A 15,027-nucleotide genomic window follows, 5' to 3' on the forward strand; every position below is an offset into this window, starting at 1 on the left:
AGCCGCGCATTAGCGTCTGATGGGCGCTTTATACAGCAGCCAAGCGCAGGCAAACAGTCCAGTGGCGAGGAAATTTAGCCAATGTGCACGAATGCCAGCTTGTTGCCTTCAAGGTCACGCACGTAGCCGCCGTAGAAACCGGGCATACGCTCGCCAGGTTCGCCTTCCGAGGCGGCGCCCAGGCTCATGGCTTTGGCATAGAGGCTGTCGACGGCTGCGCGCGAGCCGGGCGCCAATGCCACCATGTTGCCGTTGCCGACAGTTGCCGGCTGGCCGTCGAACGGGGTGCAAACGGCAAACATCGGCTGGCCTTGTGCTTTGCCAAACAGAACGATGCGGCCCAGATCCATCAGTGCGCTGCAGCCCATTTCGCCGAGCAGTTCTGAATAGAAGGCTTTGGCCTTTGGCAGATCATTGGAACCTACGGTGGTGTATCCGATCATGCGAGTGCTCTCTTTGTGTTGGATTGATCAAGCCACTCTAGCCGAAAAGAAAAACCCCGGTGCTACAACCGGTTGCAGATCACTACCTTGAATAGGCAGCCCTGCAAACGGCGGTAACGACCGGGGTTTGGCTTTAGGCGTTCTGGCGAATGCCGGCAACAATCCAAGGCTGGTTGTCGCCAGTTTCACGCTCAAGGCGCCAGCTTTCGCTGAAGGCTTCGCCCTGATCAAAGCGCGAGGTTTTCGACAGGCCGCTGAAGGTCAGCGTGGCAACAGTCTTGTCGCTCTGGTCATCAACGCCATCCAGCTGCACATTGAGGTCGTCGATGTAAGTCGACTGGAAGGCATCACCCAGCTCCGCACGCTCGCGCTTGAGGAACTCAAGCAGTTGCGGCGTTACGAACTCGCTGATCTGGTCCATTTCGTTGGCGTCCCAGTGCTGCTGCAAGCTCAGGAAGTGCTCACGGCCAGCGGCAATGAAGTTCTGCTCGTTGAACCAGGCAGGCGCGTTGATTACCGGCTTGGCGGCAGCGGCGTTGTTACCGAAAATCGAAGCGGCTGGCGCTGCTTGTGGCATTTCACGCGACATCGGGGCGCCATTGGCAGTTTGTGGCTGAGCAGCCTGACGGCGCGCCGCGATAAAGCGGAATACCAGGAAGGCGATCAGGCCGATGATCAGGAAATCGAAAATCTGCATGCCCTGAAAACCGTCACCCATGAACATCGAAGCCAGCAAACCACCCGCTGCGAGGCCAGCCAATGGGCCTAACCAGCGAGAAGCACCGCTAGCGGCGGCCGCACCGCCAGCCTTTGCTGCACCGGCGGTTGGCTGCGATGCAGGTGCTGCCTGACGCGTTTGGTGGCTCGGCGCGGAGCCGAAAGATTTTCCGCCGCCAAAACGTTTGGCTTCGGCGTGAAGACTAAAAGTCATCGCCAGGCACAAGGCCATGGCAAGGCTGAGAAAACGCTGCATTAGGAAATTTCTCTTGGTTATGAGTGGTTAGCTGACAATGGAGCTTTGCGCGGGATACTGCGCCAGGCAGGGAAGGAAGACCAGACAGAGAATGTTTCGGCTTTTTACCGAACAGGCCAAGCCCCCGCAGTTTCTGGCTGCGAGGGTTTGGAGGAGGAGGGTTACCGCCAGTCGTACAGCTCTTTTTCAGCCACTTCGTGCATCGGCGTCACTTGCTCCTGGAAGTTCTTCATCGAAGTCCAGATACGCCCGTTCAACTCGTTCTGGCTGGCCAGCTCATCGAGTACTTCGCCGGACTTGGCTTTCATTGCAGCCAGTACTTCATCCGGGAAACGTTTGAGTACCACGTTCTGCTTCTTCAGTTCAGCCAGGGCAACGGCGTTGTGATAGACGTAGTCATCCATCATGTCCTGATTGGCCGCCAGTGTGGCTTCTTCAAGAATCGCCTTGAGGTCGGCTGGCAGGCTGTCGAGCGCCTTCTGGTTGACCAACAGTTCGAGCACCGCTTGCGGCTCCTGCCAGCCCGGGAAGTAGTAATACTTGGCCGACTTGTTCAGGCCAAATGCCAGGTCGTTGTAAGGGCTAACCCAGTCGGTGGCATCAATTGCACCGGTTTCAAGCGCGGTGAATACTTCGCCGCCCGGCAGGTTGACGGTGGTTGCGCCCAAACGGCTGAGCACTTCGCCACCCAAACCCGGCATGCGAATTTTCAGACCCTTGAGGTCGTCCAGCGAGTTGATTTCCTTGTTGTACCAGCCGCCCATCTGCATGCCGGTGTTGCCCACTACCAGCGGCTTTACGCCATACGGGGCATAGGCTTCGTCCCAGAGTTTCTGGCCTTCGCCCTTGCTTAGCCAGGCATTCATTTCGCTGGCTGACAAACCGAATGGCACCGCAGTGAAGAACTGCGCCGCGGGCACTTTGCCTTTCCAGTAGTACGCCGCTCCATGGCCAATTTCAGCGGTGCCGCGAGACACAGCATCAAACACTTCCAGCGCCGGAACCAGTTCGCCTGCGGCATATACCTTGATGGTCAGACGGCCGTTACTCATGGTCGCAATGCGCTCAGCCAGTCGCTCCGCCGCAGTGCCCAGGCCCGGATAGTTCTTTGGCCAGGCGGTAACCATCTTCCAGTGGAATGTGGTTGCAGGTGCTGCAGCGGCCTCGGTAGCGGCGGGTGCCTGCTTTGCAGGGCTGGTTTCTTCCTTGCAGCCAGTCATGCCGAAGGCGGCGAGTAGCGCGGCAGCGGCGCCGAGCAGAGTGCGGCGGTTCATCAATGTGTCTCCCCAGAGTGACAGTTGTGGTGCTTATAAGGCTTCTAGCTTGGCGTAGCTGAGCATCAGCCACTTGCTTCCTTCGCTTTCAAAATTAACCTGTACCCGCGCCTGCGCCCCGGCACCTTCAAAATTGAGAATGGTGCCTTCGCCGAACAATGAGTGTTGTACCCGCTGGCCCAAGCTGAATGGGGTTTGCGGAACCTCGGAGCCAGCGAACATGCTGGTGCCGCCCATGTTGCGGTTGTTGCTGGTGAAAGGCCGGGAAACACTGTTGGAAAGGCGTACTTCCTGAACCAGTGCCGGCGGTATTTCACGAATGAAACGCGAGACTTTGTTATAGGTTTCACTGCCGTACAGGCGACGGGTTTCGGCATAGCTGACAATTAGCTTCTGCATCGCCCGGGTGATGCCCACGTAGGCCAGGCGGCGTTCTTCTTCAAGGCGGCCCGGCTCATCCAGGCTCATCTTGTGCGGGAACAGACCTTCTTCGACGCCCACCAGAAATACCAGCGGGAATTCGAGGCCTTTGGCGCTGTGCAGGGTCATCAGTTGCACGCTGTCTTCGTTTTCGGCTGCTTGTGTATCACCTGCTTCAAGCGAGGCGTGGCCGAGGAATGCTTGCAACGGCGTCAGGTCTTCTTCGGGTTCTTCGTGGTTCTCGAAAGCGCGCGCTGCGCTCACCAGTTCCTCAAGGTTTTCTACCCGTGCCTGAGCTTTTTCGCCTTTTTCAGCCTTGTGATAGGTGATCAGGCCGCTTTGCTCGATAACGGTTTGAGTCATCAAGTGAAGCGGCATTTCGGCGACTTTGGCGGCCAGGTTTTCAATCAGCTCGATAAAACCGGCGAGCGCCCCCGAGGCGCGGCCCGGCAGAGCTTTGTGCTCAAGCATCAGGGTGATCGCGTGCCACATCGAGACGTCGTGGGTGCGCGCATATTCGCGGATCTGCTCGACAGTTTTCTCGCCAATCCCGCGGGCTGGAACGTTGATTACCCGCTCCAGTGCGGCGTCGTTGCCACGGCCATCGAGCATGCGCATGTAGGCCATCGCATTCTTGATTTCGGCGCGCTCGAAAAAGCGCTGGCCGCCATAAATGCGATAGGGGATTTTCTCGCGCAGCAGGGCTTCTTCAAGCACCCGCGACTGGGCGTTGGAACGATACAGAATGGCGATTTCGCTGCGCTTGAGACCGTCCTTGCGCAACGCATCTTCGATCGACTCAACCACGTAACGGGCTTCGTCGTGCTCGTTGAAGGCGGCGTACAGGCTAATCGGTTCGCCGTCGCCATCTTCGGTCCACAACTCTTTGCCGAGGCGTCCCTGATTATTGGCGATCAAGGCGTTGGCGGCCTTGAGAATGCCAGCCGTGGAGCGATAGTTTTGCTCCAGACGGATCATCTCGGCGTCGGCGAAGTCGCTGGAGAACTGCTGAATGTTCTCGATCTTGGCGCCGCGCCAGCCGTAGATGGACTGATCGTCATCGCCGACCACCATCAAGCTGTCACCGCCTTTGGCGAGAATCCGCAGCCAGGCGTATTGCACGGCGTTGGTGTCCTGGAATTCGTCGACCAGTACGTGCCTGAAACGGCGCTGGTAATGCTCAAGCAAGCCGGGCTTGTTGCGCCACAGATCCAGCGCGCGTAACAGCAGTTCGGAGAAGTCGATGACTCCGGCCCGCGCGCAGGTTTCTTCGTAGGTCTTGTAGATATTGAGCATGGTGGCGAGGTAGTGATCACCCGCCGGCTGAATATTGTCCGGGCGCAGGCCTTCGTCTTTCTGGGCGTTGATGAACCACTGCGCCTGACGTGCGGGCCAGCGTTGCTCATCAAGACCAAGGTCGCGGATAACCCGCTTGACCATGCGCTGCTGGTCGTCGGAGTCGAGGATCTGGAAGTTTTCCGTCAGCCCCGCTTCCTGCCAGTGCGCGCGCAATAAGCGATGCGCCAAACCGTGGAACGTACCCACCCACATGCCGGCGGGGTTGTGACCGAGCATCTGCTCGATACGCGCGCGCATTTCCGCAGCCGCTTTGTTGGTAAATGTTACCGACAAAATGCTGTGCGGCGAGGCATGCTCGACCTGAATAAGCCAGGCGATACGGTGCACCAGCACGCGAGTTTTGCCGGAACCTGCGCCGGCCAGAACCAACTGACGGCCAAGGCTGGCCGCTACGGCCTGACGCTGGGCATCGTTGAGAGAGTTGAGGAGAAACGAGATGTCATCATGCATCGCGGCATTCTAGGGGGCTGCGCCATATTGGGCAAACCGCCGTGAGCTTTAATACGTGCCGCGAATAACCGGCCAGCGGACAAGCGGTACATAAAGGTGATGTGAGTAGCAGATAAGTTTCAAGAAGTGAGCAAGGTGGCATCAAGGGGCCACTATTGCGGCATACTCCGTCTCAGATTGGGATTTTCATCTGGCTAGTGCGCCGGTCAATCTTTATCCAATCCAGCCAGCACAAGGCGTGCTGCACCCGTAATAAGGATATTACGTGTTTGTTCTACTGGCTTAAAAGGATGTTAGCCATGTCTCATGTTCCGAGTCTTGCGGTGCGCCTGTTAACGGCGAAACAGGGTAAAACCCCATTAATGTTCAAGCGTGTTCTGCTGCGAAGCATGAGCACCAGGCAGGCGGCAAGCGTTGTAGCCCAGCTATCGGTTGATGCGTTTCGTGAAATAGCCTTGTATGAGTCAGTTGAGCGGGTTGCCAGACTGGCGGCACATCTCGACCCTGAAACCGTGCGTAATGCCTACCTGAATATGCCCGATAGTTTTCATCTCAAGCTCACGCGTGAGTTGTGCAGCAAGCAAGAATTCTCAGCTGCGGCGGGTTTTGCTGATTTACTTACGGGCATGCAGTTGAAAGTGCTGTTCTTCGCCATCAACAGCGTCAGCCACGTGGTGCAAGTCATCAAGCACATGAAAAATGAGTTTCTGGTGGTGGAAAGTATCCGCAACTGCTCGACCAGCTACCTGCGCCAGCTGACCGAGGAAGCGGTCAAATTGGGCGATGTTGATGATTCCGCGCATTTGCTCGGCATGTTGCCCATGCAGCGTCAGGTCGACGTGTGCGCCAAACTGTCGCCCGCGATACTGATACCGCTAATGCCGCAGTTACTGCCGATTAATGACCATGAGTTGAGCCGGCATTTGCCGCCCAAACTCATGGATGCTTTGTTTGGCGCTATCTAGCCAAGGCTCAGCCTAGTGCTACTCCATCCACTCGCGACCGTGGCGTTCGAGCAAGTGTTGCAACTGCTCAGGGCCATTGCTGCCAGCAGGATAGGGGCGAGGGCGTTGATAATGTTGCTGCCAGCCTTTGATGATCGGGTCGATCCACTGCCATGCAGCCTCGACCTCATCGCGGCGCATGAACAGAGTCGAGTCGCCCTCAATCACGTCAAGCAGCAAGCGCTCGTAAGCGTCCCAACGGCGCTGCTTGCTGAATGCGGCTGCAAGATTGAGGTCCAGCTCAACAGGTTCCAGACGCATGCCTTTGCCCGGGTTTTTCGCCATCAATCGTAAACTGATGCGCTCTTCGGGCTGCAGGCGGATTAACAGACTGTTGGCGTCGCCTTCGCCAAACAATTGATGCGGCACTGATTTGAACTGAATGAGAATTTCCGAGGTTTTCTTCGCCAACCGCTTGCCGGTGCGCAAGTAAAACGGCACGCCGGCCCAGCGCCAGTTACTTATCTCGGCTTGAACGGCGACGAACGTCTCGGTATCGCTGTCGTTATCGACGTTTTTCTCGAAGTAATACGCCGGCACGTCTTGCCCGCCGATCTTGCCGGCGCTGTATTGCCCGCGCACGGTCTTATCGCGTACGTCCTGGCCGCTGATCGGGATCAGCGCTTCCAGCACTTTGACCTTCTCGTTACGCACAGACTCGGCATCGAAGCGTACCGGCGCTTCCATTGCGACCAGGCAGAGCAGCTGCAGCAGGTGATTCTGGATCATGTCGCGCATCGCGCCGGAGTGATCGTAATAACCGCCCCGATTCTCGACCCCGAGAGTTTCACACACGCTGATTTGCACGTGATCAATATGCGCAGCGCGCCAGACCGGCTCGAACAGGACGTTGGCAAAGCGCAGCGCCATCAGGTTCTGCACGGTTTCCTTGCCCAGATAGTGATCGATGCGGAACACCCGATGCTCATCGAATACCGCACCAATCGCTGCGTTGATCGCTTGCGCCGACTCAAGTGAGTGACCAATCGGCTTTTCCAGCACGATCCGCGTTTTCGGGCCCGCGAGGCCGGCGATATTGAGATGCGAGGCGATGTCTTCAAACAGGTTGGGCGCTGTCGCCAGGTAGTAAACCCGCACGCGTTCTTCATTCTTGCCGAGCAGCTTGGCAAGACGGCCAAAGTCGCCGCTTTGCGAGGCGTCAATGCTCAGGTATTCCAGGCGCTGGGCAAACTCGGCCCACGCCTCTTCAGTGAAGTCGGCTTTGGCAACCTGGGCGCGGCAGTGGCGCTCGGCCAGTGCTTGATAGGCTTTGCGCTCATGCGGGCTGCGCGCCAGGGCAATTATGCGTACGTCTGAATGCAGGCGGCGTTCGCGATGCAGGTGATAGAGCGCCGGGAGCAGTTTATGTAACGCCAGATCGCCGGTTCCGCCAAACACCAGAATGTCGCAGGGAATACTCAAAGCGTGATCTCCAACTCGGTTAAATCGTGCGAGTGAGGCACTCATGTAGTATAACTACAAAGCCACTACAATCCGGCAAGCCCCTGATCATACCCGAGCATGTGCTCGGATGCGGCTAGCCGATGGATAAGCCCATTGAATCCGAGTCCAATCTTGTGAATTTGTTGCAGCACATAGCCCAGTCCCGTCACCTGTTGCGTAAGTCCGAGCTCAAGGTGGCCGATCATGTACTCCTCGATCCTGCGGTGGTGATGCACAGCTCCATGGCCGAACTGGCGCACAGCGTCGGCATCAGCGAGCCAACCATCGTGCGCTTTTGTCGGGCGATTGGATGCAGCGGTTTTCAGGATCTCAAACTTAAGTTGGCGCAAAGCCTGGCCGCGGGTGCCAGCTTTGGTCAGTTTGCGATCCATGAAGATGACTCAGTGTCTGATTTCAGCCTGAAAATCTTCGATACCACGCTGCACACGCTGATGGAGGTGCGCGAAAAGCTCGACCCGCAAGCGTTGCAGCAGGCGATAGCCGCGTGCGCCCATGCTCAGCGCGTTGAGTTCTACGGTTTTGGTGCCTCCGGCGCTGTAGCGGCAGATGCCCAGCACAAATTCTTCCGTTTGCTGCTGACCGCCGCTGCGTATTCCGATCCCCACATGCAGGCCATGTCGGCAGTAACCTTGAAGGCCGGTGATGTGGCGATCTGTATTTCGCAGTCTGGGCGCTCAAAAGACCTGCTTATCACCGCCAATCTGGTGCGTGAGTCCGGTGCGACGCTGATTACCCTGTGCCCAAGTCAAACCCCGCTGGCGGATCTGGCCACCGTGAACCTGGCGATTGATGTGCAGGAAGACACCGAAATCTACACGCCGCTGACCTCGCGTATCGCGCATTTGGTGGTGATCGACGTATTGGCAATGGGCGTCGCAATGGCCCGTGGTCCTACGCTGGTTAATCACTTGAAGAGCGTCAAGCGCAGCCTGCGCAGTTTGCGCCTGTCACCGAAAACAGTGAAAACCCCAGAAGATTGATCCTCTGCGCCGGAGGATGGAATCCGCATCGCGGCTTCCGTCATGACGGTCTTCCGACAGGCGCGGCTTTTGCGTTGAATGTTCAATCGCCATGACGGTTTACCCTGCGGGTTAACCATCCTCCGTGCGTGACCGGGCGTTGACGGAGGATGGAATCCGCATCACGGCTTCCGTCATAACGGCCTCCCGACAGGCGCGGCTTTGCATTGAATGTTCGATCGTCATGACGGTTTACCCTGCGGGTTAACCATCCTCCGTTCGTGATCGGGCGTTGATGGAGGATGGAATCCGCTTCGCGGCTTCCGTCATGGCGGCCTTCCGGCAGGCGCGGCTTTTGCGTTGAATGTTTGATCGCCATGACGGTTTACCCTGCGGGTTAACCATCCTCCGTTTGTGATCGGGCGTTGATGGAGGATGGAATCCGCAACGCGGCTTCCGTCATGACGGCCTTCCGACAGGCGCGGCTTTTGCGTTGAATGTTCAATCGCCATGACGGTTTACCCTGCGGGTTAACCATCCTCCGTGCGTGACCGGGCGTTGACGGAGGATGGAATCCGCATCGCGGCTTCCGTCATGACGGCCTTCCGACAGGCGCGGCTTTGCGTTGAAAGCTCGATCGCTACGACGGTTTACCCTTCGGGTTAACCATCCTCCGTGCGTGATCGGGTAGTTAGGTGTGTTTCGCTGGCGTGCCCAACCCCTGATCACTGTTCATCGTTGCTTAATGGCTTTGCAGTCAAACTGTCATCCGCAGCTAGGAATCTATGGCTCCCGATATTCAGCCTGGGAGTCATGCTATGCCTCGTCATCTGGAAGAATCGTTAAGCGTACACAACACCGATGCTAAAGCTCGCCGCAAGGTGATTGATCAGCGTCGTATGGAATACCGTCGTGCGATTGAGAGTTATGCCGAGCAGCGCATGCTGCAACATGAGCTGGCGGATTTCCCCGAGATAATCGCAGCTAACTATCTGGCTGGTGCCCGCGAGTTTGGTCGGCAAACTGCTCGGCCAGCTGGCTGATCTGGCTGCGCTGCCCGCGTACGAAATCGAAGAAGGCCTGCGCGACCGGTGACAAATACTTGCCGCGCGGGTGGACCACGCACCAGCTGCGCACGAGTGGCAGCTCGGCTACCGGGAGTTCTTTGAGTGCGCCGCAAGCCAGTTCGCGCAGTACCGCGTGGCGTGGCAATAGAGCAATTCCCAAGCCTGCCAGTACGCATTCGCGCTGGCCCTCCATAGAACCCACTTCCAGAGTATTCGCAAAGTGTGCGCGCTTCTGATTGCAGTAGTCTTCGCAGGCTTTACGCGTGCCGGAGCCCTGTTCACGAATCAGCAAAGGCCACTTTGTCAGGTCTTCCAGGCTTAATTTTTTAGCTTTGCTCAGGGCGTGATCGGGCGGCGCCACCGCAATAATCGGGTTGTTGAGAAATGGCAGAAACTCCAATGCCATGTCGGTTGGCACTTGCGACATGATCAGCAAATCGTCGCGATTGGTGCTCAGTCGCTTGATCGCCTGTTGATGATTAACCACTACCAATTGCAGGCTAACTTCGGGAAAGTCGCGACGAAATGCGGCGAAAAGATGAGGTATAAAATACTTGGCGCTGGACTCGACGGCGAGACTCAATTGCCCTTGAAGCGAGCCTTTCAGATTGGTCAATTGCATGTCGAGGCTTTCGAGTCGGCCGAAAATATCGTCGCTGGCTTTGCGCAGGGCTTCTGCCGCATCGGTCAGGTAGAGCTTTTTGCCGACATAGTCGAACAGGGGTTGGCCGATCAATTCTTCCAGCTGTCGAATTTGCAGGCTGACCGCCGGTTGAGTCAGTGACATCTCCTCAGCTGCCCGGCTGTAAGAGTGCTGTTGGCATACCGAGCGAAATACCTGAATTTGGCGCAACGTCATACGCATCAGTGACTTACGCATTGGCTGGGGTCTCCTTCAGGGATTATTTAACACGCTAGAGCGGGCCTGTTCAGCGCAGTTTATCTCCGTACATAAGTAATTACTTATATTGAATCTAATAATTATTGATTTTGGGTTATCCGCTACACGGCGTAGGGTGAATAGGCGGCCACTACAAACTTGATAGTGGTCACGTGCTGACTGGTTTTGGCTGGTTTGCTTGCCCATTGGTCGAGGATGATGCTCGTGATCAAGAAAATTCTGATTGCTAACCGTGGCGAGATTGCCGTCCGTATCGTGCGTGCTTGCGCCGAGATGGGTATTCGCTCGGTGGCTGTCTACTCAGACGCCGACCGCATGGCGCTGCACGTTAAGCGTGCGGATGAGGCGCATAGTCTCGGTGATGACCCGCTGGCGGGTTATTTGAACCCCCGCAAACTGGTCAATCTGGCCGTCGAAACCGGTTGTGATGCCCTGCATCCCGGTTATGGCTTTCTCTCGGAGAACGCCGAGCTGGCAGAGATTTGCGCCGAGCGCGGGATCAAGTTCATTGGCCCCAGTGCAGAAGTCATTCGCCGCATGGGCGACAAGACAGAAGCCCGTCGCAGCATGATTAAAGCCGGTGTGCCTGTCACGCCTGGCACTGAAGGCAACGTTGCCGATATTAACGAAGCACTGAGCGAAGCCGACCGGATCGGTTATCCGGTCATGCTCAAGGCCACCTCTGGCGGTGGCGGTCGTGGTATTCGCCGCTGCAACAGCAAAGCCGAGCTAGAGCAGGCGTATCCGCGAGTAATCTCCGAGGCTACCAAAGCCTTTGGTAGCGCCGAAGTATTCCTCGAAAAATGCATCGTTAATCCCAAGCACATCGAAGCGCAGGTTCTGGCTGACAGCCACGGCAATGCCGTGCACCTGTTCGAGCGCGACTGCTCGATTCAGCGGCGCAACCAGAAACTCATCGAAATTGCGCCAAGCCCGCAACTAACGCCTGAACAGCGCGCCTATATTGGTGATCTTTCGGTACGTGCGGCCAAGGCCGTGGGTTACGAGAACGCCGGTACCGTGGAGTTTTTGCTCGCCGATGGCGAGGTCTACTTCATGGAGATGAACACCCGCGTTCAGGTTGAGCACACCATTACCGAAGAAATCACCGGTATCGATATCGTCCGTGAGCAGATTCGCATTGCCTCGGGCTTGCCGCTCTCGGTGAAGCAGGAAGATATTATTCACCGTGGTTTCGCGATCCAGTTCCGGATCAACGCGGAAGACCCGAAGAACAACTTCTTACCGTCGTTCGGCAAGATCACCCGTTACTACGCGCCTGGCGGCCCGGGCGTGCGCACCGACACGGCGATTTACACCGGCTACACGATTCCGCCGTATTACGACTCAATGTGCCTCAAGCTGATCGTTTGGGCACTGACCTGGGAAGAGGCCATGGACCGTGGCTTGCGCGCCCTGGATGACATGCGCGTGCAGGGGGTTAAAACCACTGCCGCCTACTATCAGGAAATTTTGCGTAACCCGGAATTCCGCAGCGGCCAGTTCAACACCAGCTTCGTTGAGAGCCACCCGGAACTGACCGAATACTCGATCAAACGTAACCCGTCGCACCTGGCCATCGCCATCGCCACTGCAATTGCTGCCCACGCTGGCCTGTGAGGAATTGAGAAATGGTTAATAAGTCTTCGCCTAAAAAGATCACCGTTACTGATACCGTCCTGCGTGATGGGCACCAGTCTCTGCTGGCCACGCGCATGCGCCTCGACGACATGCTGCCCATTTGCGGCAAGCTTGATCAGGTGGGTTACTGGTCGCTGGAAGTTTGGGGCGGCGCCACCTTCGACGCCTGCGTGCGCTTCCTAAAAGAAGACCCGTGGGAGCGTCTGCGCAAGCTGAAAGCAGCACTGCCGAACACTCGTCTGCAAATGCTCCTGCGCGGTCAGAACCTGCTCGGCTACCGTCATTACAGCGATGACGTGGTTAAAGCCTTTGTCGCCAAAGCAGCCGTGAACGGCATCGACGTGTTCCGTATTTTCGATGCGATGAACGATGTGCGTAACCTGCGCGTATCCATCGAGGCTGTAAAAGCGGCGGGCAAGCATGCTCAAGGCACGCTCAGCTACACCGTGAGCCCGGTGCACACCACGCAAGCTTACGTCGATCAGGCCAAAGCCATGCAGGCAATGGGCATCGACTCGATCGCGATCAAAGACATGGCCGGTTTGCTGACGCCTTACTCGACTGCCGAGTTGGTTAAAGCGCTGAAAGATGAAGTCGATCTGCCGGTGTTTATCCACAGCCACGACACGGCGGGCATGGGCTCGATGTGTCAGCTCAAGGCGATCGAAGCCGGTGCTGACCATATCGACACCACCATCTCCAGCTTCGCCTGGGGCACCAGCCATCCGGGTACCGAGTCGATGGTCGCCGCGCTGCGCGGCAGCCCTTACGACACCGGCCTCGATTTGGCGCTGCTGCAGGAAATCGGTTTGTACTTCCATGCGGTGCGCAAGAAGTACCACCAGTTCGAAAGCGAATTCACCGCGGTCGACACTCGCGTTCAGGTGAATCAGGTGCCGGGCGGGATGATGTCCAACCTCGCCAACCAGCTCAAAGAGCAGGGCGCGCTGAATCGTATCAACGAAGTATTCGCTGAGATTCCTCGTGTTCGTGAAGACCTTGGCTTCCCGCCACTGGTGACCCCGACTTCGCAAATTGTCGGCACTCAGGCGGTGTTCAACGTGCTCGCCGGTGAGCGTTACAAAACCATCACCAACGAGGTCAAACTTTACCTGCAAGGCCGTTACGGCAAGGCGCCGGGCAAGGTCAACGAGAAGCTGCGCAAGCAGGCGATCGGCAGCGAGGAAGTAATCGACGTGCGTCCGGCTGATCTGCTCAAGCCGGAGCTGGCGAAACTGCGCGAAGAGATTGGCACAGTCGCCAAGTCTGAAGAAGACGTGCTGACCTACGCCATGTTCCCGGATATCGGGCGCAAGTTCCTCGAGGAACGTGAAGCCGGCACGCTGGTGCCCGAAGTGTTGCTGCCAATTCCGGACGGTAGCGGCGTTGCAGCGGCGGGTGGGGAAGGCGTACCGACCGAGTTCGTGGTCGATGTTCACGGCGAAAGCTATCGCGTAGACATCACCGGTGTCGGCGTGAAAGGTGATGGCAAGCGTCACTTCTACCTGTCGATCGACGGCATGCCGGAAGAAGTGGTGTTCGAGCCGCTGAACGACTTCGTCGCCGGTGCCGGTGGCAAGCGCAAACAAGCCAGCGAGCCGGGCGATGTCAGCACCAGCATGCCGGGCAACATCGTCGACGTTTTGGTCAAAGAGGGCGACACGGTCAAGGCCGGTCAGTCACTGCTGATCACCGAAGCGATGAAGATGGAAACCGAAGTGCAGGCGCCAATCGACGGTACGGTCAAAGCCGTTCACGTGGCCAAAGGCGATCGGGTTAACCCGGGTGAAGTTCTGGTCGAGATTGCCTAGTTTAGGCAGCGCTGAAAGCGAATGCAGCCAGGCATTGCGGGGTTGAAACAGGCGAAAGAATGCTCATTAAAATGAGTCAAGTTGAGCGTGACCTCGCTCGTTCTTAGCCTGTTTTTAACCTGTGCATGTGCCGCTTGCTGAGCTTCTCGAAGCGCAATCGGGGATTGTGTCATTCGGCGCTTAAGCGCTGGCCCCGAACAATTTACAAGTTTCTCAGTGGGAGCCAAATGGCTCCCTTTTTTTGTTTGGGTCGGGTCGGTTTGTGTGATTGCGCCTAGCCGGGGCGCGTCTAGCAACGGTAGTCTGGACGCTGTTCAGAGCCATCACGAGTCGATCAGATGCAAGCGTTGCTAGATGAAATTATCGAGAAGACCCGCCCGCTGATTGGTCTGGGCAAGGTTGCCAATTACATTCCGGCGTTGGGCTGCGTTGAGCCGAATCAACTCGGCATCGCGGTGTACAGCAATGAAGGCGAGCTGTTCTGTGCCGGCGATGCGCACACGCCGTTTTCGATTCAGAGTATCTCCAAGGTGTTTAGCCTGGTGCAGGCGGTGAGCCACTCAGGCGAAGCGATCTGGCAGCGCCTCGGTTATGAGCCGTCGGGTCAGCCCTTCAACTCGCTGGTGCAGCTTGAGTTGGAGCGCGGTATTCCGCGCAATCCGTTTATCAACACGGGCGCGTTGGTTATCTGCGATATTAACGAGTCGTGCTTCGCTGCGCCGTCATTGTCGATGCGTGACATGGCGCGGCGCCTTTCGGGAAACTGCGAAATCGTCATCGACAGCAAAGTTGCCGAGTCCGAATACCAGCACCGAGCGCGCAACGCGGCGGCTGCTTATTTGATGAAGTCGTTCGGCAATTTCCATAACGATGTCGATTCCGTTCTGCGCAGTTACTTCAATCACTGTGCGCTGCGCATGAACTGCGCAGACCTCGCGCGGGCATTCTGCTTTCTGGCCAACGCTGGCGTGTGCAAACACAACGGCGAAACCATCATGAGCCCACGCCAAGCCAAACAGATCAACGCCATCATGGCCACCAGCGGGCTGTACGATGAGGCAGGAAACTTCGCCTACCGCGTCGGCTTGCCCGGCAAGAGCGGCGTCGGCGGCGGCATCGTCGCAGTCGTTCCGGGGCGCTATTCGATCTGCGTGTGGTCGCCAGAATTGAATCCGTCAGGTAACTCACTGGCAGGGCTTGCAGCCCTGGAAATGCTCAGTGATCGGATAGGCTGGTCGGTGTTCTAACTGGCTCGACGTGC

At 57.3% G+C, this 15,027-nt stretch carries 12 protein-coding genes; 6 read left to right on the top strand and 6 right to left on the bottom strand.

From position 1 onward, the window contains the following. Positions 1 to 74: 74 nt before the first annotated feature. The 4 genes from FEZ62_RS08105 to uvrD all read right to left on the bottom strand — a co-directional run bounded on the left by FEZ62_RS08105 (position 75) and on the right by uvrD (position 4,919). Positions 75 to 443, bottom strand: coding sequence for a VOC family protein (locus FEZ62_RS08105; RefSeq protein ID WP_090512425.1), 369 nt, complete (start codon positions 441 to 443; stop codon positions 75 to 77). Between the two features lie 133 nt (positions 444 to 576). Beyond that, a complete protein-coding gene (locus tag FEZ62_RS08110) occupies positions 577 to 1,416 on the bottom strand; it encodes a TIM44-like domain-containing protein (RefSeq protein ID WP_172927362.1) in 840 nt (279 codons plus the stop codon). Positions 1,417 to 1,577: 161 nt separating this feature from the next. Further along, on the bottom strand, positions 1,578 to 2,690 hold the full coding sequence (locus tag FEZ62_RS08115) for a TRAP transporter substrate-binding protein (RefSeq protein WP_090512419.1): 1,113 nt from the start codon (positions 2,688 to 2,690) through the stop codon (positions 1,578 to 1,580). A 33-nt stretch (positions 2,691 to 2,723) separates the two neighbouring features. Next, a complete protein-coding gene (gene uvrD / locus FEZ62_RS08120) occupies positions 2,724 to 4,919 on the bottom strand; it encodes a DNA helicase II (protein WP_172927363.1) in 2,196 nt (731 codons plus the stop codon). Positions 4,920 to 5,218: 299 nt separating this feature from the next. Here uvrD and FEZ62_RS08125 point away from each other — a divergent pair, with 299 nt between their 5' ends. Further along, the gene (locus tag FEZ62_RS08125) at positions 5,219 to 5,884 is read left to right on the top strand and encodes a hypothetical protein (RefSeq protein WP_172927364.1); all 666 of its coding nucleotides are present in this window, start codon (positions 5,219 to 5,221) and stop codon (positions 5,882 to 5,884) included. A gap of 18 nt (positions 5,885 to 5,902) precedes the next feature. Here the strand turns inward: FEZ62_RS08125 and zwf are convergent, their stop codons facing one another. Next, on the bottom strand, positions 5,903 to 7,390 hold the full coding sequence (gene zwf / locus FEZ62_RS08130; RefSeq protein ID WP_172927365.1) for a glucose-6-phosphate dehydrogenase: 1,488 nt from the start codon (positions 7,388 to 7,390) through the stop codon (positions 5,903 to 5,905). A 110-nt stretch (positions 7,391 to 7,500) separates the two neighbouring features. Here zwf and hexR point away from each other — a divergent pair, with 110 nt between their 5' ends. Together hexR and FEZ62_RS08140 are read left to right on the top strand one after the other, a co-directional pair. Next, on the top strand, positions 7,501 to 8,367 hold the full coding sequence (gene hexR / locus FEZ62_RS08135) for a transcriptional regulator HexR (protein WP_069900112.1): 867 nt from the start codon (positions 7,501 to 7,503) through the stop codon (positions 8,365 to 8,367). A 797-nt stretch (positions 8,368 to 9,164) separates the two neighbouring features. Beyond that, entirely contained in the window at positions 9,165 to 9,389 is a 225-nt protein-coding gene (locus FEZ62_RS08140; protein WP_172927366.1) for a transcriptional regulator, read from the top strand. Here FEZ62_RS08140 and FEZ62_RS08145 read toward each other — a convergent pair. Beyond that, a complete protein-coding gene (locus FEZ62_RS08145) occupies positions 9,331 to 10,293 on the bottom strand; it encodes a LysR family transcriptional regulator (protein ID WP_172927367.1) in 963 nt (320 codons plus the stop codon). The two genes, FEZ62_RS08140 and FEZ62_RS08145, sit on opposite strands and share 59 nt — an antisense overlap. A gap of 225 nt (positions 10,294 to 10,518) precedes the next feature. Here FEZ62_RS08145 and FEZ62_RS08150 point away from each other — a divergent pair, with 225 nt between their 5' ends. The 3 genes from FEZ62_RS08150 (at position 10,519) to glsB (ending at position 15,013) form a co-directional block, all read left to right on the top strand. Further along, positions 10,519 to 11,934: an acetyl-CoA carboxylase biotin carboxylase subunit gene (locus tag FEZ62_RS08150; protein WP_069900111.1), complete on the top strand. Its 1,416-nt coding sequence runs from the start codon at positions 10,519 to 10,521 to the stop codon at positions 11,932 to 11,934. Positions 11,935 to 11,945: 11 nt separating this feature from the next. Further along, on the top strand, positions 11,946 to 13,766 hold the full coding sequence (gene oadA, locus FEZ62_RS08155; protein WP_069899980.1) for a sodium-extruding oxaloacetate decarboxylase subunit alpha: 1,821 nt from the start codon (positions 11,946 to 11,948) through the stop codon (positions 13,764 to 13,766). Between the two features lie 338 nt (positions 13,767 to 14,104). After that, positions 14,105 to 15,013, top strand: a complete 909-nt coding sequence (glsB, locus tag FEZ62_RS08160; protein WP_069899979.1) for a glutaminase B — start codon at positions 14,105 to 14,107, stop codon at positions 15,011 to 15,013. Positions 15,014 to 15,027: the final 14 nt, after the last annotated feature.

Source organism: Pseudomonas sp. MS19, assembly GCF_013277615.1.
Lineage (GTDB): Bacteria > Pseudomonadota > Gammaproteobacteria > Pseudomonadales > Pseudomonadaceae > Aquipseudomonas > Aquipseudomonas marincola.